Annotated in this window: 15 protein-coding genes; 12 read left to right on the top strand and 3 right to left on the bottom strand. The window is 67.3% G+C overall.

Annotated features, from left to right (window positions below; translation table 11 throughout):
* Positions 1-129 precede the first annotated feature (129 nt).
* Entirely contained in the window at positions 130-684 is a 555-nt protein-coding gene (locus tag AB4Z47_RS03455; protein WP_441947714.1) for a type II toxin-antitoxin system PemK/MazF family toxin, read from the bottom strand.
* A 329-nt stretch (positions 685-1,013) separates the two neighbouring features.
* Between AB4Z47_RS03455 and lepA the strand changes: the two genes are divergently transcribed.
* From lepA to AB4Z47_RS03440, 3 genes are all read left to right on the top strand, one after another.
* The gene (gene lepA, locus AB4Z47_RS03450) at positions 1,014-2,915 is read left to right on the top strand and encodes a translation elongation factor 4 (RefSeq protein WP_441947712.1); all 1,902 of its coding nucleotides are present in this window, start codon (positions 1,014-1,016) and stop codon (positions 2,913-2,915) included.
* A gap of 431 nt (positions 2,916-3,346) precedes the next feature.
* Complete coding sequence (locus AB4Z47_RS03445; protein ID WP_441947710.1) at positions 3,347-5,722, top strand: hypothetical protein; 2,376 nt, start codon at positions 3,347-3,349, stop codon at positions 5,720-5,722.
* Between the two features lie 78 nt (positions 5,723-5,800).
* Positions 5,801-7,606, top strand: a complete 1,806-nt coding sequence (locus AB4Z47_RS03440) for a hypothetical protein (RefSeq protein WP_441947709.1) — start codon at positions 5,801-5,803, stop codon at positions 7,604-7,606.
* Between the two features lie 24 nt (positions 7,607-7,630).
* On the opposite strand, the gene AB4Z47_RS03435 is transcribed toward AB4Z47_RS03440, so the two are convergent.
* Complete coding sequence (locus tag AB4Z47_RS03435) at positions 7,631-9,619, bottom strand: glycoside hydrolase family 15 protein (RefSeq protein ID WP_441947707.1); 1,989 nt, start codon at positions 9,617-9,619, stop codon at positions 7,631-7,633.
* A gap of 109 nt (positions 9,620-9,728) precedes the next feature.
* Between AB4Z47_RS03435 and AB4Z47_RS03430 the strand changes: the two genes are divergently transcribed.
* The gene (locus tag AB4Z47_RS03430; protein WP_441947706.1) at positions 9,729-10,007 is read left to right on the top strand and encodes a hypothetical protein; all 279 of its coding nucleotides are present in this window, start codon (positions 9,729-9,731) and stop codon (positions 10,005-10,007) included.
* A gap of 84 nt (positions 10,008-10,091) precedes the next feature.
* On the opposite strand, the gene AB4Z47_RS03425 is transcribed toward AB4Z47_RS03430, so the two are convergent.
* The gene (locus AB4Z47_RS03425) at positions 10,092-11,147 is read right to left on the bottom strand and encodes a M48 family metallopeptidase (RefSeq protein WP_441947704.1); all 1,056 of its coding nucleotides are present in this window, start codon (positions 11,145-11,147) and stop codon (positions 10,092-10,094) included.
* Positions 11,148-11,217: 70 nt separating this feature from the next.
* Here AB4Z47_RS03425 and AB4Z47_RS03420 point away from each other — a divergent pair, with 70 nt between their 5' ends.
* The 8 genes from AB4Z47_RS03420 to AB4Z47_RS03385 all read left to right on the top strand — a co-directional run bounded on the left by AB4Z47_RS03420 (position 11,218) and on the right by AB4Z47_RS03385 (position 19,772).
* Positions 11,218-11,307 carry an Ms4533A family Cys-rich leader peptide gene (locus AB4Z47_RS03420; protein WP_441947702.1) on the top strand — a complete coding sequence of 30 codons (90 nt, stop codon included), beginning with the start codon at positions 11,218-11,220 and terminating at the stop codon, positions 11,305-11,307.
* A gap of 206 nt (positions 11,308-11,513) precedes the next feature.
* A complete protein-coding gene (locus AB4Z47_RS03415) occupies positions 11,514-12,560 on the top strand; it encodes a sulfate ABC transporter substrate-binding protein (protein ID WP_441947701.1) in 1,047 nt (348 codons plus the stop codon).
* Positions 12,561-12,695: 135 nt separating this feature from the next.
* Positions 12,696-13,496, top strand: a complete 801-nt coding sequence (gene cysT, locus AB4Z47_RS03410) for a sulfate ABC transporter permease subunit CysT (RefSeq protein WP_441947762.1) — start codon at positions 12,696-12,698, stop codon at positions 13,494-13,496.
* A complete protein-coding gene (cysW, locus tag AB4Z47_RS03405) occupies positions 13,493-14,299 on the top strand; it encodes a sulfate ABC transporter permease subunit CysW (protein ID WP_441947700.1) in 807 nt (268 codons plus the stop codon). Before cysT ends, cysW begins: the two co-directional genes overlap by 4 nt.
* A complete protein-coding gene (locus AB4Z47_RS03400) occupies positions 14,296-15,291 on the top strand; it encodes a sulfate/molybdate ABC transporter ATP-binding protein (protein ID WP_441947699.1) in 996 nt (331 codons plus the stop codon). The genes cysW and AB4Z47_RS03400 overlap by 4 nt, the downstream gene beginning before the upstream one ends.
* Positions 15,292-15,884: 593 nt before the next feature.
* Complete coding sequence (locus AB4Z47_RS03395) at positions 15,885-17,033, top strand: Hsp70 family protein (RefSeq protein ID WP_441947698.1); 1,149 nt, start codon at positions 15,885-15,887, stop codon at positions 17,031-17,033.
* Positions 17,034-17,170: 137 nt separating this feature from the next.
* Complete coding sequence (locus AB4Z47_RS03390) at positions 17,171-18,178, top strand: AurF N-oxygenase family protein (RefSeq protein ID WP_441947760.1); 1,008 nt, start codon at positions 17,171-17,173, stop codon at positions 18,176-18,178.
* Between the two features lie 7 nt (positions 18,179-18,185).
* Positions 18,186-19,772: an FAD-dependent oxidoreductase gene (locus AB4Z47_RS03385; RefSeq protein ID WP_441947697.1), complete on the top strand. Its 1,587-nt coding sequence runs from the start codon at positions 18,186-18,188 to the stop codon at positions 19,770-19,772.
* Positions 19,773-19,846 lie beyond the last annotated feature (74 nt).

Genomic DNA, 19,846 nt, shown 5'->3' with positions numbered 1-19,846 from the left:
CGCATCGGGCCGAGTGGGTCCGGGCCGCAACGCTTCGGTGCGGAGGTCGGCGATGACAGGGGTATCGGCATCACGATCGACACCCCTCCCTCGCAGGACTGGGTTGACCGACTTTTGCGCTGGAGCGGCTCAGCTCCATCGGTATTCGATCACCAGCCGGTGTGCGACCACGTCGAACGTCTTGCGCGGCAGGATCGCTCCCTCGCGGCGGATGCCCGCCTCCGGCACGTCGAGTACCCGGTCGAGCCGGACCCAGCTGGGCCGTGCGTCGTGGTCCCAGGACCCGCTGCCGATGCCGACCCAGTTGTGGTCGTGCGCGCGTTCGGGATTCGACGACAGCATCAAGCCCAGTAGTGTGCTGCGGTCGCGGCCGACCACCAGCACCGGCCGGTCCTTGCCGTTGCTGGGATCCTCCTCGAAGGGCACCCACGTCCACACGATCTCACCCGGATCGGCCCGTCCGTCCAGCTGCGGCGAATAGACGATCTGTCGTGCCCGCTCGGCCGTCGGGACCGGTGTCGACGCGGCAGGCCGCACCGAGACGCCGCTGGGCGCGCGACGCTGCGCCAGCGTCCCCACCAGTCGTTCCACCAGCTTGGGTCCCTGCTGTTTGACGATCTTGGGCCCCTGTTTCTTCGCGATGAGACCGAGTTGCTTGCCGAGAGAGTTCCAACTTCGGGCCATCCCTGGAGAATAACGGCGCGCCCACCCCTTCTCATCCGCGCCCGATTCGCCGTGTCGTCGGGGTCCTCCGCTCTCAGCGCGGCGTGTGATTTTGGAGCGCGACGGTAAACCCGGGGCAAGCCGCGGAATTCTCAGCCCCGACGGGTGCGAGTCTTACGAGCACCGTGCGCGGCCCGGCTCGCGTCCGAGCGGGCGAAGCGCATGCGACGCAGTCGCGAGTCTCGCCCGCTCGGACGCGAGCCGAGAGGGGGCCGCGAACGCGCAGCGCCGCAGGCGCTGCCAATCAGACAGAGCACCACTGGCGGAGCCTTCGTACTGCTCATGGGACGATGGACGGCAGTTTGCCGATACCCATGAGGAGTGGAGTGCCCGCCAGCTTCGCCGACACGACTTTCACCGATCCCACCCGGATCCGGAACTTCTGCATCATCGCGCACATCGACCACGGCAAGTCGACGCTGGCCGACCGGATGCTGCAACTGACCGGTGTGGTCGAGGAGCGGCAGATGCGCGCCCAGTATCTGGACCGGATGGATATCGAGCGTGAACGCGGCATCACGATCAAGGCCCAGAACGTGCGGCTGCCCTGGCAGCCCCGAACGGGGGAGAGCGCGGGCACCGACTTCGTGCTGCATCTCATCGACACGCCCGGCCACGTGGACTTCACCTATGAGGTGTCGCGTGCGCTGGAGGCATGTGAGGGGGCGATCCTGCTGGTCGACGCCGCGCAGGGCATCGAGGCGCAGACGCTGGCCAACCTGTACCTGGCGCTGGACAAGGATCTGACGATCATCCCGGTGCTGAACAAGATCGACCTGCCCGCCGCCGATCCGGAGCGCTATGCCGCCGAGCTGGCGCACATCGTGGGTTGCGAGCCGTCGGACGTGCTGCGCGTGTCCGGCAAGACCGGCGAGGGCGTGGCCGATCTGCTCGACCAGGTGATCGCGCAGGTGCCGCCGCCGGTCGGCGCCGCCGACGCGCCTGCCCGCGCGATGATCTTCGACTCGGTCTACGACACCTACCGCGGCGTGGTCACCTACGTCCGCGTGGTGGACGGCAAGCTGACCCCGCGCGAGAAGATCAAGATGATGTCCACCGGCGCCACGCACGAGCTGTTGGAGATCGGCATCGTCTCGCCGGAGCCCAAGCCGACTCAGGGGCTCGGCGTCGGCGAGGTCGGCTACCTGATCACCGGCGTGAAGGACGTGCGTCAGTCGAAGGTCGGTGACACGGTGACCGCCGCGCGCGGCGGCGCGACCGAACCGCTCACCGGCTACCGCGAGCCGCGCCCGATGGTCTACTCGGGCCTCTACCCGGTGGACGGCTCCGACTACCCGGACCTGCGTGACGCTCTGGAGAAGCTCCAGCTCAACGACGCCGCGCTGACCTATACCCCGGAGACATCGGTCGCGCTCGGGTTCGGCTTCCGCTGCGGCTTCCTCGGACTGCTGCACATGGAGATCACCCGCGAGCGGTTGCAGCGCGAATTCGACCTGGACCTGATCTCGACCGCACCGAACGTGGTGTACCGGGTGGAGATGGAAGACGGTGCCGAGCAGGTTGTCACCAATCCGTCGTACTGGCCGGAAGGCAAGGTGCGCAACGTCTACGAGCCGATTGTGAAGTGCACCATCATCTCCCCGAGCGAGTTCATCGGCTCGATCATGGAGCTGTGCCAGTCTCGCCGCGGCGAGCTCGGCGGCATGGACTACCTGTCCGAGACCCGTGTCGAACTGCGCTACACCATGCCGATGGCCGAGATCATCTTCGACTTCTTCGACTCACTGAAGTCGCGCACCCGCGGGTACGCGAGTCTCGATTACGAAGAGGCAGGCGAGCAGGAGTCGCAACTGGTGAAGGTGGACATCCTGTTGCAGGGCGAGGCGGTGGACGCGTTCAGCGCGATCGTGCACAAGGATGCCGCCCAGGCCTACGGCCACAAGATGACCACGAAGCTGCGCGAGCTGATCCCACGCCAGCAGTTCGAGGTGCCGATCCAGGCCGCGATCGGCTCGAAGATCATTGCGCGCGAGAATATCCGGGCCATCCGGAAGGACGTGCTCGCGAAGTGCTACGGCGGTGATATCAGCCGGAAGCGCAAGCTGCTGGAGAAGCAGAAGGAAGGCAAGAAGCGGATGAAGACGATCGGCCGCGTCGATGTCCCGCAGGAAGCCTTCGTGGCCGCGCTGTCTTCGGATGCCGCCTCGGACAAACCGAAGGACAAAAAGTAGCGCTAGCCCGGCGCGCGTAGGCGCATGCGCAAGCGTCGGCCCTGAGCGGGCTTTCTTGTTGACGTCCTGCTCCCGGAGTCCGAAGCCGACGCCGCGCGCGGTGTGGATCACCCGCCGCGCGCGGTATGCGGCCGGGCCGGTGGTCGGCGTCGGCGGCGCAGGTTCCAGTGTGAACTGTCGGGCGGCGCCGCAGGCGCCCGTTAATGGGTTACGACGCTTCGTTCCGAGACTGCGTCCAGTCTGTAAAGCCACCCGAAATAGGGCTTTCGTTCCTGATATCGCAGATGGCAAGGTCGTCTTGCTCGCAACAGTCGTATTCTCTACAGTCCTCAAGAATGTGACAGGCGAATATTCCCGAAATACTGTTAGGTGATCTTCACTTGGTCGGTCCGGCGCGGTGAGGATGCTGGACACCCGAGAGCGGAGTTTCTATGACGCGTGATCTGCCCTTCGACGACGACACCGAAGCGGCCGAACGCGCGGGTGACACCGCCTATCATGTGGCAACCGGCGTCGCGCGGGTCGCGCGCGCGGGCGCGTACGTCACGGGCGGCGCTCTCGTGGCCGCGAACGGCGGTGGTGTTCCCGCAGAGCCGGGCGCGTCCCGGCTCGACAGCTGGAACACCGGCTGGGCGCACAACGGTGATCCCGATCCCGACGAGCCGAGCCCGGTGATCACCTTCCCGGACCCCGTGGTGGAGCCCGCGCCGTTCACGCCGCCACATCCACCGATCGCCCCGGTCGCGCAAGGCGGGGTTGCATCGGGCTTCACACTGCACGTTGACGTTCATGTCGACGTGAACGTCGGCGGTACCGGTACCGCTCCGCTGCACACGTTCGACAGCGAGTACAGCGGAACCGATGCGGGCGTGGTGCCCACCCCGCTGGGCGCCGATGATGGCGGGCACGGAATGCAGCTGCCCGGATCCTCCGGTGCCGGTATCCCCGGGCTGGGCGGTATCCCTGGTGTGCCGGGCATCTCTCCTGTGCCGGGTATCCCTGGCGTGCCCGGGATGCCAGGTATCCCCGGTGCGCCCGGTATGTCGGGTATCCCTGGTGTGCCGGGTATCCCTGGCGTGCCGGGTATGTCAGGTATCCCGGGTATCCCTGGTGTGTCGGGCATACCCGGCGTCGCCGGTCACCACGCCGCGCTGCCGATCGCCGGAACGGGCGGCGTTGTCTCCGACGAACGGTCGACGCCTGGCTCCGCCCGTACCGAATCGTCCGGTGATGTCGACTTTCCCGGCGGCCACGGCTTCGGTCTGCCCGGCCACGGGCTCGGTCAGGCCGGGCACGGCTTCGGCCTTCCAGGCGCGAACGGCTTCGTCGCACCCGGCTCCACGATCTTCGACCTGCCGGGCAGCAACGGCCTCGGTGCGACGCCGACAGCGGCAGATCCGTTCGACGGTATCGGCGCGGGAGGCGACGGGCTCGGGGTTTTCATCGGCACGCAGTGGTCGGCCGAATTCGGGCTCGGCCCGAACGCTGCCTATTTCACCTCGGAAGTGGAGGTCGATGTCGCGGTCGGCCACGTGGGGGACCAGCTCGACGAGTACACCGACTGGTTGTCCGAAGGCATGCGCGTGCCGGACGGCACCGGCCGCGCGCTCACCGAGGCGCAGTCGCCGGGGCATGGCAATCCTGGTCTCGCCGGTGGCGTCACGATGCCCACCGCCGGGCAGTCGTCGGCGCTGACCGCGGCGGCGCAGCCGGTCGCCCAGCCGCTGGCGATCTCGATGCCGATCGCCGCCGGGCCCGCTCCGGCGGCGTCGGGTGCGCCCACCGCGTCCGTCGGCCCCGCCGCAGTGGCCCCGGCCCAGGCCGCGTCCGCCGTCGCTCCGGTCGTCGCGGTCACCCCGTTGCAGACCACCATCCAGCCAGACGCCGCCTCCACACCGATCGCGAATGTGCTTGCCGCGCCGGAGGGTTCGTCGGTGCTGACGGCTCCGGCCGCGGCCGTCCCCGCGTTGTTCGACGCGGTGCGGCCGGCTCCCGTGGTGAAGCCCGCGCCGGTGACCGATTCGCATCCGTCCGACCCGACCCAGTCACCCATCACGACGGTGACCACGCCGATGACGATCATCAAGACCACGCCGACGCCGGTCATCTCTGGCCACGTCACGACGCCGACCATCCCGTCCGTGCCGAAAACGCCGGACTACGACATCACCAAACCCCCGGCCGCGGGCACCACCACGATGCCGAACGGCGGTGTCACCGGTCCGGACGTGACGATTACCAAGCCTGGCGCGACGGTTACCAACACCCCGGTGCACCCGACGTCCATACCGGACGACGACGCGACGACCCCGGGTGGCACCAGCCTTCCGAGCACTGGGGCGGGTACCTCGCACAGCACCCAGCCGACCAGCGACCTGCCGACCAACGAACTGCCGACCGACGACGTGCCGACCGCGTCGCGTCCGTCCGAGCCCACGTACTCCGCGCCGGAGCAGCCGACCGTCGCGCCGACCTACAGTGCGCCGGCCCACCCGCCCACGGTCGACATCGATCCGCCCAGCCCGGTCGCGCCCACCCACATCGCTCCCGCGCCGACCCACGTGCCTGCGCCGGTCAAGCCACCGGTGATCGACCCCAAGCCGCACGGGATCTCCGCGCCGCTCGCGGTCGACCATTCCGCCGACCCCGGTGTCGCCCCGTTCCCGATCGCCGATCACATGTTTGCCGACCACTCGTTGCTCGCCATGGTCTCAGGCGGCAGCCTGTCCGGTGCACTGCTCCCGGAGACGACCATGACCGAGACGCACCACATGGTGTTCAGCGGGCTGGACTTCCCGCTCATGTAGCGGCCCGAAAGATTGGACGACTGCGGAGTATTCGCAGGGGGTATATCGATCAAGAGTCACCGAGAGTAAGGAAGAGGGTTGTCTGCCGCTGCCGGGCTGAAGGCCGCGACCGTGAAACATCCGGACGCGATGGCCCCGCTCATCCGAATACTCGACGAACTGCGGGAGACGGCCAGATTCGCCGGACGTGACGACCTCGGCAGTCGGCTGAGCATGGTCCACGCCAGGGTGACCGATCCGCGAGTACGGCTCGTGGTCGTCGGCGAGCCGAAGAACGGCATGAGCACGCTGGTCAACGGCCTGGTCGGCGCGTCGGTCAGCGCGACGAACAGTGATCTGAGCGTCCCGGTGATCGTCGAGTACGGTCCGGAGGCGACCGCTACGCTGGTACGTCAGACCGAGCTGGGCCGCACCGAGCGCCAGGCGGTCGATCCGCTCGATCCCGGCCCGGCGCTGGCCGCCCAGGGTGTCGTGCGGGCCGAGTTCACCCATCCGAGCCCGCTGCTCGCCGACGGGGTCGTAGTCATGGACGCGCCGGGCGCGCTGGGCGACAACCGCACCACCTGGTCGATGATCGCCGCCGCCGACGCCGTGCTCTACGTCGGCAACGCGGGCGCGGAGCTGACCATGGAGCAGATCGCCCAGCTGCAGCGCATCCAGCGGATCTGCCCCACCGTGGTGTGTGTGCTGAACAAGATCGACGTGTCCCCGAACTGGTCGCACATCCAGCAGCGGAACCGGGAACTGCTCGACGAGGCAGGGCTGGGTTTCGCGGTGGCGCCGGTCTCGGCGGCGATGCACCGGCAGGCCGGGATGTCCGCCGACCACCAGCGCGACATCGAATCCGGTGTGCCCCAACTGATCGACCACCTGCGCGACTATGTGGTCGCACGCGCCGACGCGGTCGCGCTGGAAGCAGCGGTACAGGACATCCGACTGGTCGGCGACCACCTCGCGGTGACATTGCGCACCGAGTCCGAGGCGCTACGCGATACCCGTCGCAGGGCCGAGATCACCGGTCAGCTCGTCCGTGCGCGGGACGAGGCCGATCAGCTGCGGCAGCGCACGGCGAACTGGCAGGTCGCCCTGGTCGACGGCAGCACCGAGCTCATAGCCGATATCGAGCACGATCTGCGCCATCGACTGCGCAGCTTGATCCGCGACGCCGAGGCCGAGATCGCCAAGTCCGATCCGGCTCGCCGGTGGCGGGACTTCGGCGCCGACCTGGACGCACGGGTCTGCGCAGCGGTCGAGGAAAATTTCGCCGTGGCGCACTACCGCTCCATGGAGCTGAGTGAGCAGGTGGCCGCGAAGTTCCCGGCCGACCACCACGCCGCGCCACTGCTCGACCTGCGCCTGGCCGACCCGGACGAGGTGCTCCAACACGTGCAGCCCCTGGAACCGCTGGAGAGCGCGAAAGCCGGTGTCACCCAGCAGTTCCTGACCGGTTTGCGTGGTTCATACGGTGGCATCCTGATGGTCGGTCTCGCCACCAGCCTGCTCGGCATGTCGCTGGTGAACTGGTACTCGGCGGGCGCGGGCGTGCTGCTCGGCGTCAACGCGCTGTGGGACGACCGCAAGAACCGCAAGCTGCGCAGGCGCGCCGAGGCCAAGGTCGCGGTCGCTCGGCTGATGGACGACGTGATCTTCCAGGTCGGAAAGGAGTCGCGCAACCGCTTGCGCGGTATGCAGCGGGTGTTGCGCGACTACTTCACCGACATCGCGACGGAGGCATCGCGCCGCGCGGACGAGGCGTTGCGTGTCGCAGAGGAGGCCTACGGGAAGTACGGCGATCGCAGGGAGGAACGAATCGCCGACCTCGACGCGCGACTCCGCAAGCTACGCGCCCTTCGCGCGGAAGCCGACGGCCTCGTCGCCGAGTAAGCAGCCATTGGCCGGAGACGTCGGTCAGACCGGATGGCCGGTTGGCGAGTGCGCGGGCTGGAATTGGCCCGCGTGCCGGGATTCCTCGGCCCTGATCACGTGGGTCAGGGCGTTGATCAGCGCCAGGTGGGTGAACGCCTGTGGGAAATTGCCGAGGTGGCGGCCGCTGCGCGGATCGATCTCCTCGGCGTAGAGGCGCAGCGGGCTGGCGAAGCCCAGCAGTCGCTCGCACAGATGCCTGGCCCGCTGGAGTTCGCCGATCTCGACCAGCGCGGACACCAGCCAGAACGAGCAGATCGTGAAAGTTCCTTCCGCGCCGGTCAATCCGTCGTCGGTGGTCTCGGTCCGATACCGCAGCACCAAGCCGTTCTCGGTGAGCCGATCGGCGATGGACAGCACCGTGGCATGCACCCGGTGATCGTCCGATGGCAGGAAGCGGGTGAGTACCACCAACAGCAGCGAGGCGTCCAGGGTGTCGCCGCCGTAGGTCTGGGTGAACACGCCTTCGGAGTTCACGCCGTTGGCGAGGATGTCGTCCTTGATCTCCTCGGCGATGGTGTACCACTCGGTGGCGTGCTCGTACTGGCCGTGCAGCTCGGCGAGTTTCGCGCCGCGGTCGAGCGCCACCCAGCACATCACCTTGGAGGATGTGAAGTGCTGCGGTTCGCCGCGGATCTCCCAGATGCCGCGGTCGGGTTCCTTCCAGTGCGCGATAGCCGCGTGCACCTGGCGAACCAGCAACGGCCACAAGGTCTCCGGTACCTGCTGGCGCGACTTCACGTGCAGGTACACCGCGTCGAGCATGGTGCCCCAGATGTCGTGCTGGTCCTGGTTGTAGGCGCCGTTGCCGATTCGCACGGGCCGGGCCTGGTCGTAACCGCCGAGGTGGTCGAGGATGCTCTCGGTGATATCGCGCTCGCCGCCGATGCCGTAGAGCACCTGCAGGGGGACGGGTTCGCCGTTATCGCCGGTGGTCGCGTCGTTGAGGAAGGCGAAGAAGTCGTCGGCCTCGCGGTCGAGGCCTAACGTGTACAGGCCCCACAGTGCGAAGCTGGCGTCCCGCACCCAGGTATAGCGGTAGTCCCAATTGCGTTGTCCGCAAGGTGTTTCCGGTAGCGAGGTGGTCGCCGCCGCTAGCAGCGCTCCGGTCGGAGCGTAGGTGAGGCCCTTGAGTGTGAGTGCGCTGCGTTGTAAGTAGTCACGCCACGGATGATCCGGGAAGTTGCCGAGCGTGATCCACTGGCGCCAACACTCGGTGGTCTGCCACATCCGCTGCGCGGCGTCCTCGAAGGTACGCGGCGCGGGCAGCTCCGACCAGGTCAGGGCGACGAAGACCTCATCGCCCTCCTTCATCCTGGTGCGAGCACGGGCCTCCCGACCCTCCAGGCCGAGGCGTAGATCGGTGGTGAGTACCAGGTTCGGGCCAGCGCTCGGGTCATCGCTGCGGACCGCAGTCGCCTCCTCGTACACCTTGCCGGTGTATTCCCAGCGGGCGGTGGCGCGGTGGTACTCGAATGCGGGCTCGCAGCTCATCTCGAGCTCTACCGTGCCGCTCACGCATTTCACCGTGCGCAGCAACAAGTGCTCGGCATCCCAGTCCATCGGCGTGCGCCGGTGCGTCTTGCTGCGCTGGTCGTTGTTGTGCCACGGCCCGAGCGCCAGCGCGTCGCGCACGATCAGCCATCCGGTGTCGGTCTGCCAGGTGGTCTCCAGGATCATCCCGCCGGGCAGGTAGCGGCGGGCGGCGGGCACGCTGACGCCGTAAGGTCCGATCCGGAAGTGCCCGGCGCTGCGGTCCAGCATCGCGCCGAAGACGCTCGGCGAATCCGGGCGTGGCACGCACATCCATTCGACCGCGCCGTTGCTGGCGACCAGACAGCAGGTTTCGCAGTCGGACAAGAAGGCGTAGTCGTCGATCGGGGGATAGGCGCGGTAGCGCCGTGTTTCGATCAACGAACTCGGCACCGGCAGGTCGTACGGTTCGTCGACGGTGAGATCATCGGAGGACGCCATACCCCATCTTCGGACCGATCCGTGCCTGTCGTCCACTGCTACGGCGTCTTGTCGGTCCCGGGGCGGTCGGTCTTGAAGCGCACCTGGGCGGACCTACTAGGCTGGAGCCGTGCATCGCATCGCAGGTTGGTGGGACGGCTTCGAGCTGTGGGTCGCGGGACTGCCGTTCATTCCGCAGTTCCTTGTGGTTCTCGTGGGCATGGTTCCGATCAGTTTCGCTATCGCCTACGGGCTGGACCGCATTCTGCGCTCCGTGCTGCGCATGCTCGACCGCAGGAACGCCGCCTTGACGGCGCCGCCCGCGATGAGGTCCCGTTCGGCCGTCGAGGAACCCGAGCTGGTCGTCGCCGCCGAGAACCGTCAGCCCGTGCAGAGCGGGGCGCGTTGATGCCTCGATCCCGGGTCCAGCTCGCGCTGGTCGCTCTGCTCGTGCTCGTCGTCGTGGTCTGGTTGTTCACCCGCTGAGCGCAGGTTAATTCTCACCCGTCCGCCAGTCGTTGAACCGCTTGCCGAGCTTCGAGACCGTGTCGCCGACTTCGTGTGCGACCGTGGTCGCCGCCGAGCCGACATCCCTGCCGAGGGTGCGCACGGTCCGGATCAGCGGGTCCTCCGACTGGTCGAAATTCGCCTTGTAGGCGCGAGCCGCCTCCTTCATCTCGTCGCCGATCCGGGTGTTCTTGTCCTGCTCGCGGCGGGGATAGTCGCCGGTAAGCACGCGGTCGTAGTCGCCGCTCTGAATCCAGCGCCGCAGCTCGGCGGCGCGCAGGACGGAGAACGGGTGGCTCTGCAATTCCAGATTGAGCAGTTTGAGCACCCCGTCGCGCAGGTCGCCGGACCGCTCGTAGTCGTCGGCCTGGGCCAGGAACGCCCCATGATTCATCTCTTCGATCCAGGTGCCGCCCGCCGTCTTCATGTGCACCCGCACCGAGGCGTCGACGTCCTGGCCGCACAGCAGTCCGGCGCGGTCGCCGGACAGCTCGGACTTGCGGCTCCACTCCATCAGCGCCGCGACAATGGCGCGCAGCGCCCACCCACCCACCGGCATCCATCCGACGCTCGCCGTGATCCGCAGCAGGTGCATCAGCATGGTGCGGTACACCGCGTGCCCGGACAGCGCGTGCCCGAGCTCATGTCCGACCACGAAGCGAAGTTCCTCGGTGTCCATCAGGTCGATCAGTCCGGTCGTCAGCACGGTGAACGGCTGGTCCATTCCGATGGTGAAGGCGTTCACCTGCGGGCTCTGTAGCACGAACAGCTCTGGCGTCGTGCGGGCATCGAGGATCTCCATGCAGTCCTGGCGGAGGTGGTGCACTGTGCGGAATTGGCGCTCGTCCACCCGGACCGCAGTGGCCAGGTACAGCAGCCGGTGCTGGCGCTCCCGTAGCAAACCCGACAGCGTCCGCAGCACGACGTCGAACCCGGACAGCGAGCGCAGCGTCACCAGAGCGGTGCGGTCCGCGGGATGTTCCCATGCGCGCGTGCTGATGCCGGGGAACCGGGTGCGGACCCGGTCTGGGCTGGCAGTCATGGGATGAACCCCCTTTATGTCGAGACTCTATGATTCGAACTCAGACGCCGTGCTCTGCTACAGTCTGCCCGTGTCTTCGAGTTCCGTCCCGCCGGTCCGCCATGAATTGGCGTTGATCGCTGTCGGGGATCTCGCGGTCGCGGACATTCTCTGTCGTTGATCGGAACCCGGGTCCTTCTGTGTCTCCCTGCCCCGTAGACTGGCGCGCAACCTTTCCGCAGACGTACCCGAACCCCCGGCGGCCGACTCGGCCGACGATCGCGCCATCGCCATTACACGGGCGACAGGTCTACTGATTACCGCAATGTCTCCGCCACCGATGACTACTACCGGGCAAATGGCGGTCCGCAGGAAAGGCCAACTCCGATGTCTCGCAAATCCTGGCTCTCTTCGCGCCGACGCTACGGCGCGGTCGCACTCACTGCGCTCGCGGCGGTCGCGCTCACCGCGTGCGGCGGTGGAGCCAGCGACTCGGCCGGGGGAGGCGGCGGCGACGGCAGCGGTGGCACCCTGAATCTCTATGCCTACGCGGTGCCGAAGCCTGGCTTCGACAAAGTGATTCCCGAGTTCAACAAGACCGAGCAGGGTAAAGGCATCCAGATCCAGCAGTCCTACGGTGCTTCGGGCGACCAGTCCCGCAAGGTGAAGGACGGCGCCCAAGCCGACATCGTGAACTTCTCCGTCGAGCCCGACATCACCCGCCTCGTCGACGCCGGCCTGGTGGACACGAGCTGGAATGCCGACGCCACCAAGGGGATTCCGTTCGGCTCGGTCGTCGCGATCGTGGTCCGCAAGGGCAACCCGAAGGGCATCAAAGATTGGGACGACCTGCTGAAGCCGGGTGTGGAAGTGGTCACACCGAACCCGTTCAGCTCCGGTTCGGCCAAGTGGAATTTGCTCGCGCCGTACGCGGCCAAGAGCGACGGCGGCAAGAACCCGCAGGCGGGCCTGGACTATCTGAGCCAGCTGATCTCCAACGAGCACGTGAAGGTGCAGCCGAAGTCGGGCCGCGAGGCGACCGAGACCTTCCTGCAGGGCACCGGTGACGTGCTGCTGAGCTACGAGAACGAGGCGATCTTCTCCGAGCGTAACGGCGACCCGATCGAGCACACCGTCCCGCCGGTCACCTTCAAGATCGAAAACCCGGTCGCGGTGCTGAAGAACAGCAAGAACCAGGAGAAGGCCGTCGCCTTCCGCGACTTCCTGTTCACCACCGAGGGGCAGAAGGCATGGGCCGCGGCCGGTTTCCGGCCGGTCGACCCGACGGTGGCCGCCGACTACGCCAAGGACTTTCCGACACCCCAGAAGCTGTGGACGATCGCCGACCTCGGTGGCTGGAAGACCGTGGACAAGGAGCTGTTCACCCCGAACACCGGCTCCGTCGCGGTGATCTACGACAAAGCGACCAAGTAACCGGTCGTTTCGGACACGGGAAACTGAACCATCGTGACTGACAGCAGTAACGCCGGGACCGTGCTGGCCGGTCCCGGCGGCTCCGCCGCCGAGACCGGTTCCGCGCGCCGGCCCGGACGCTGGAATTGGTCGTGGCTGCGGGTGACCGGCTCGGTGGGTCCGCTCGGCATCGCCACCGCGGTGCTGTGGCTCAGCATCATCGTGCTGCTGCCCCTGGCCGCGCTCACCGTGACCAGCTTCGAGGACGGCTGGTCCGGCTTCTGGGATGCGGTCACCGCGCCCGCCGCGCTGGACTCGCTCCGTATCACCGTGCTGGTGTCGGTGGTGGTGGGACTGATCAACGTGGTGATGGGCACGCTGATCGCCTGGGTGCTGGTCCGCGACGAGTTCCCCGGTAAAGGCATCGTCAACACGTTGATCGATCTACCGTTCGCGCTACCGACCATCGTGGCGAGCATCGTGCTGCTATCGCTGTATGGGCCGCAGAGCCCGATCGATATCCACCTCAACGCCACGCAGCCCGGTCTGGTCGTGGCATTGGCGTTCGTCACCCTGCCGTTCGTGGTGCGTTCGGTGCAGCCGGTGCTCATCGAAGCCGACCTCGAGGTCGAGCAGGCCGCGCTCTCGCTCGGCGCGGACAACTGGACCACCTTCCGCCGGATCGTGCTGCCTACGCTGGCGCCCGCGATCATCAGCGGCGGCGGCTTGGCCTTCGCCCGCGCGATCGGCGAATACGGGTCGGTGGTCCTGATCGGCGGCGCCATTCCGCGCAAGACGGAGATGGCTTCGCAGTACATCCAGAAGCAGATCGAGATCGACCGGCCGGTGAATGCGGCGGCCGTCTCGGTCGCGCTGCTGGTCATCTCGTTCGCGACGCTGCTGGTGTTGCGGCTACTCGCCGAACGCGCCGCGCGCAAAGAGCAGGCCGCCCGATGAAACTGTCCGCACCGACCCGCATCTCACTCCGGACGGTGGCGCTGGGCTATCTGTTCGTGCTGCTGCTTCTGCCGTTGATCATCATTCTGTGGCGCACCTTCGAGCGGGGCGTCGGCGCGTTCGTCGACTCGATCAGCACGCCCGCGGCTATCTCGGCCTTCCAGCTGTCGATCCTCGTCGTGGCGATCGTCGTTCCGGTGAACGTCGTCTTCGGCATCGTCACCGCGATCGCGCTGGTCCGCGGAAAGTTCCCCGGCCGTAGCCTGGTCCAGGGCATCGTGGACCTGCCGTTCGCGGTCTCGCCGGTGGTGGTCGGCGTGTCGCTGATCCTGCTGTGGGGCGCGGGCGGCTGGTTCGGCGGGCTCGAAGACCTGGGCCTCCAGGTGATCTTCAACTTGCCTGGCATGGTAATCGCCACCATATTCGTCACGCTGCCGTTCGTGGTGCGCGAGGTCGAGCCGGTGCTCCACGAGATCGGCGACGACCAAGAGCAGGCCGCGGCCACCCTCGGTGCGTCTCGATGGCAGACGTTCTGGCGGATCACCTTGCCCGCAATCCGGTGGGGGCTCACCTACGGTGTGGTGCTCACGGTGGCTCGCGCGCTCGGGGAGTTCGGCGCGGTGATCATGGTGTCCTCCGCCCTTCCCGGCAAGTCGCAGACGTTGACACTGCTCGTGCACGGGCGATACATCAACGACCACAACACCTTCGGCGCCTACGCCGCCGCGACCTTGCTGATGGGCATTGCTCTTGTCAGCCTTCTGCTGATGACCCTCCTCGAACGTAAGCGGGGCACCAAGTGATCACCGTGACCAACGCGAAGAAGAACTACGGCTCGTTCGCGGCCCTCGACGATGTCACCATCGACATCCCGTCCGGTGAGCTGACCGCACTGCTCGGCCCCTCCGGCTCGGGCAAGTCGACGCTGCTACGCTCGATCGCCGGGCTCGAATCGCTGGACTCCGGCGTGGTCACCATCGCGGGCCGCGACGTCACCCGGGTGGCGCCGCAGAAGCGCGACATCGGCTTCGTATTCCAGCATTACGCGGCGTTCAAGCACATGACGGTACGCGACAATGTGGCGTTCGGCCTGAAGATCCGCAAGCGCCCCAAGGGCGAGATCAGCAAGCGCGTCGACGAACTGCTCGGCATCGTCGGGCTGGACGGCTTCCAGCACCGCTACCCGGCGCAGTTGTCGGGAGGGCAGCGGCAGCGCATGGCGCTGGCCCGCGCGCTGGCCGTCGACCCGCAGGTGTTGCTGCTGGACGAGCCGTTCGGTGCGCTGGACGCCAAGGTCCGCGCCGACCTGCGGACCTGGCTGCGCCGCCTGCACGAGGAAGTCCATGTGACTACGGTGCTGGTCACGCACGACCAGGAGGAGGCGCTCGACGTCGCCGACCGGATCGCGGTGATGAACAAGGGCCGCATCGAGCAGATCGGCAGCCCGGAGGATGTGTACGACCGTCCCGCCAACGAGTTCGTCATGTCCTTCCTCGGCGCGGTGGCCCGGCTGAACGGACATCTGGTGCGCCCGCACGACATTCGCGTCGGCCGCGACCCGAGCATGGCGCTCGCCGAACACGAAGGCACCGCGGAATCGGCGGGCGTCACGAGGGCGACGGTGGAGCGCGTGGTCCATCTCGGTTTCGAGGTGCGTGTCGAACTGCGTAATGCCGCGACCGGCGACCTGTTCGCCGCGCAGGTCACCCGCGGTGACGCGGAGGCGTTGCGGCTGTCGGACGGCGAGACGGTCTACGCCCGCGCCACCCGTATCCCGGAACTGCCTACGCATTAGCGGTCGGCGCCAATTCGGCCATCGGCGCGTCGTTCTCGACGCGCCGCATGTCGTTTGGCAGCTGGAATGTAGCTGAGCCCTCTGATTTCTCGGCCGATACTGTCTCGCACCGGCATGGACGGAAGGCTCCTGCCGCGCTGAAATTGCCGGGGACGGCTACCTTTCGCGGCCGGGAATCGCGCCGGGCACGGTTTCCTAGTCGACGCGGCATCGTGCCGGAATTGATGCGCCGGTCCAGTTCAGCAAATTGTTCGCTTCCATCCAATCTGATCAGTTGTCGCAGTTAAGAAGGTATCACCGCGAAATTGATGCAGTGCTGTCCCCTTGTTGGCAAACTATGGGTTTGCCGCGCTGAACCCCGCGTGCCGCAAGGAAACCCGACCGGTCGGCCTGTGTGGTAAGTGGCGCGCGGATGGGTCGAACGATGGGTCGAGTTGTGCGGCTCGGGTCGGAACAGGCGGCATGCGGACAATCGGTTGTCCGGGGTTGGCACGAAGATCGCGGAGTGGTTGCCTGGACGGCGTTCGAAGCAAATCGGCACGGCGATCAGGTGGATTGCGATGGCGGTTGGTCTCGGTTTGAGCATCGGTACGGTGAACACGGTTTCCGCTCTGGCGGAGGAAGGTTCGGCCAAGGCTCCGCCGGGGCCGCGCAAAAGGCTGCGCCCGCAGGCGATTACCCGCCGCACCACGCTGAGCTTCTACAGCACCGGAGTGGCCAGGGTCGGCATGATTCCCCGGCACGGTCGCGCGATCACCGAATTCGCCGACCTCACCCAGCGCTCGACCATCCGGGCGCGGGTCGGGCGCCGTACGCTCTCGCCGGCGAATCTCGTCGCGACGGTCGCCGAGTGCGTGATCCGCGAGGCGCTGCACGATCATCCGTCGCGTGGCGCCGGTGTCGGTATCGCGCTGACCCATCCGGCCCGCTATACCGATGAGCAGGTAGGGGAGCTACGCGCCGCGTTGGACGCCGCGGACCTCACCCAGGTGGCCTTGGTCGCCGAACCCGTCGCGGCGGCAACCTGGCTCGAGGCCGATCGCGGCCCGCTCATGCCCGGCCTCGCCCTGGTCTACGACCTCGGCGGCGCCGGCCTCGACGTCACGCTGGTCCGGGTCGGCGTGGGTCGTCCGTGTAATCCGATCGTCGGTGAGTCGTTGCGCTCCACCGAGTTCGGTGGACGCGCGTTCGGGGCGCGGTGTGCCGAACGCGCCGGGGCCGGACACGGTCTGCCCTCGTCCTCGATAACGGAGTCGGTCGCCGATGTCGACGAACTGCGTTCGGCGCATATCAAGAAATCCCTCGAACTCGTCTACCGCTGCCTGCGGACCGCGGACGTCACCATGGCAGACGTCGACCGCGTCCTCGTGGTCGGCGGTGCGGCCCGGCCGGTCGAGGTGGCACAAGTGCTCGCGGACGAGCTGGCCAGGCCGGTGATCACCGCGCCGGACCCAGAGCGCACCATCGCCGACGGCGCCGCGATCATCGGGCGCACGGCGGCGGCCGAGGCAGAGGCGGACGCCGAGGCAGAGGCCGGGGCATCGGCCGACCAGCGTCGAGGCGGCCGCCGCCGGGGCGCCGGTCGTCCCGCGGCCGCCCGTGCCCTGCTCTTGTCGGGTCGGGCCAAACGCCGGTTGGCCAGGGGTGCCGTCGTAACGGCGCTGTCGCTGGTCGGTGTAGGTCTGTCCGTCGTGCCCAGTGACGGAGTGATCGTGGGATTGTCGCAGGTGGGGGTGCGGTAAGCGGGCTGTCTGGCGATGCCCGCGATGAGGGCGGGCATCGCCGGATCACCCTAGCGACTGCTGGGTTGACGTAACTCTCCGTTGGTGTAACTATGGGATACAGGTAAAGGTCCCACCGAGGAGAGGCAGTGACGACGATGTCCACAGCCGTGACGCCCACAGTCGATCCCGATCTGGCGAAGGCGCAGGAGTACGCCGCGAAGCTGCTGCTGCTCTCCGAGGGATCGGTCGACAAGCACTTCGACCCGTTCGAGGACATCGACTGGGACAACCCCGACTTCGCCGCCGACGCCGGTGAAGATCGCTGGATTCTGCCCGTGTCCGCCGATACGCTCGGCCGCCACCCCTGGTACCAGGCGCTGCCGACCGAAGCGAAGATCGCGGTCGGCAAGTATCGGCAGTCCAATATCGCCAAGGTCGGCCTGCAGTTCGAGTCGATTCTGATCAGCGGCATGGTCATCCACAACTTCGGCCTGCCCAACGGCTCGCCGGAGTTCCGGTACTGCTCCCACGAGATGATCGAGGAGCACAACCACACGCTGATGTTCCAGGAGATGGTCAACCGGATCGGACTGGACGTTCCCGGGATGGGTCCGCTGGTCAGCAAGTTCAAGTACGTGGGCGCGCCGGTGGCGGCTTGGTTCCCGAACCTGTTCTTCATGGCCGTACTGGCCGGCGAGGAGCCGATCGACCATATCCAGAAGCAGATCCTGCGCTCGGGCGAAGAGGTGCACCCGATCATGCGCGGGGTCATGGCCATCCACGTGGCGGAAGAGGCGCGGCACATCTCCTTTGCGCACGAGTTCCTGAAGAACCATGTGCCCCAGGCGAAGCCGGGCCAGAAGTTCGTGCTGTCGCTGGCCATGCCGATCGTCATGTGGATCCTCGGCCGCGCCATCGTGACCCCGCCGCGGTCGTTCTTCGAGAAGTTCGAGATCCCGGAGAAGGTTCGCAAGGAGCTCTTCTACGGGTCCGAGGAGGCCAAACAGGTCTTCAGTGACTACTTCTGCGATGTGCGCACCCTGGCCAAGGACATCGGACTGATCAACCCGGTCTCCAAGGCGGTCTGGAAGCTGCTCCAGATAGATGGCCACACCACCCGGTACCGCTCCGAGCCGCGGCGCGCCGCGAGCAAGGCCGCCTGAGCCGACCATGCCGTACGTCGTCACCCAGTCCTGTTGCAGCGACGCGTCCTGCGTCTACGCCTGCCCGGTCAACTGCATCCATCCCACACCCGACGAACCGGACTTTCTGACGGCGGAGATGCTGTACGTGGACCCCAAGGCGTGCGTCGACTGCGGCGCCTGTGCCACTGCGTGCCCGGTCGACGCCATCGTGTCATCGAAGAAGCTGACCGAGGAACAGAAGCCGTTCATCGAGATCAACGCGGATTTCTACCGGCAGACGCGCCCGCGCCCGCTGCTGGCGCGGCCGGTGCCCGCGGCGGAGATTCATACCGACCGGCAGCCGCTCCGCGTAGCGATCGTCGGCTCCGGGCCGTCGGCGATGTATGCGGCCGACGAGTTGCTGACCCAGCTGGATGTGTCGGTAACCGTGTTCGACCGGCTGCCGGTGCCCTACGGGCTCGCCAGGCACGGCGTCGCGCCCGACCACGAGAAGACCCGCAAGGTCAGCGAACTGTTCGACGTGATCTCGGCGCAGCCGGGGTTCGGATCGTACCTGAATGTCGAGATCGGGGCGCACATTTCGCCTGCCGAACTGCTCAACCACTTCCACGCAGTGATCTACGCGGTAGGTGCGTCGTCGGACCGCAAGCTCGGCATCCCGGGTGAACGGCTGGCAGGCAGCGTGCCGGCCACCGACTTCGTCGCCTGGTACAACGGGCATCCCGATCACACCGCCCGTGTCTTCGACTTGTCCGGGCAGCGTGCGGTGATCGTCGGCAACGGCAACGTCGCCTTGGACGTGGCGCGCATTCTGACCAGCGACCCCGACATGCTGGCCGACACCGACATCGCCCCGTATGCGCTGCGCGCGTTGCGGGAGAGCAAGCTCGAGGAGGTGGTCGTGCTCGGCCGCCGCGGTCCGCTCGAATCCGCGTTCACCGTGCCGGAATTCGTCGGACTGCTCGGTTCCGATGCGGACGTCGTGATCGAGGGCGAGCTACCCGAGTTCGATCCGGAGCTGCCCTATCAGGTCGAACAGAAGCTGTGGCTGCTGCGCGGCCTGCGCACCCGCCCGGGCGGCAGGCGCAAGCGGATCGTGTTCCGGTACCTGTCCGCGCCCATCGCGATCCTCGGCACCGACCGGGTGACCGGCATCGAGGTCGGCCGCACCGACCTCGTCATCGATCGGGACGGACGCGTCCGCGCGGTCGCGACGGGGGAGTCCGATCGGTTCGACGCGGGCCTGGTGCTCACCTCGGTCGGCTACCGCGGCGTTCCGGTGCCAGGTCTGCCGTTCGACGAGAGCGCGGGCGTGATTCCGAACCAGGACGGGCGGGTGCTGGACCGCGTAGGCGGCGCGGTGCTGCCGGGAAGTTACGTCACCGGCTGGATCAAGCGCGGTCCCACCGGCTTCATCGGCACCAACAAGTCCTGCGCACAGGAGACGGTGCGGCAGCTCGCCGCGGACTTCAACGCCGGTCGGCTGCCCGAACCCGCAGGCACCGCGGCGGAGTTCGACCGCCTGGTGCGTCGGCGCAGGCCCGCGGTCCGCGCCGTCGGGGCAGTCATCGCTCGCCCGAGCCGCATCCGCCGTCTGCTGACCCGCAGCTGACCGAAGTCCGCCTCGAGGTACCGCCACCGCCGGTACTTCGAGGTCCCACATCGTGGTATTTCGCTTCGAGCGTC

Origin of the sequence: Nocardia sp. 2TAF39 (assembly GCF_052114905.1) — a bacterium.
Lineage (GTDB): Bacteria > Actinomycetota > Actinomycetes > Mycobacteriales > Mycobacteriaceae > Nocardia.
This window is presented reverse-complemented; position numbering and strand designations above follow the sequence as displayed.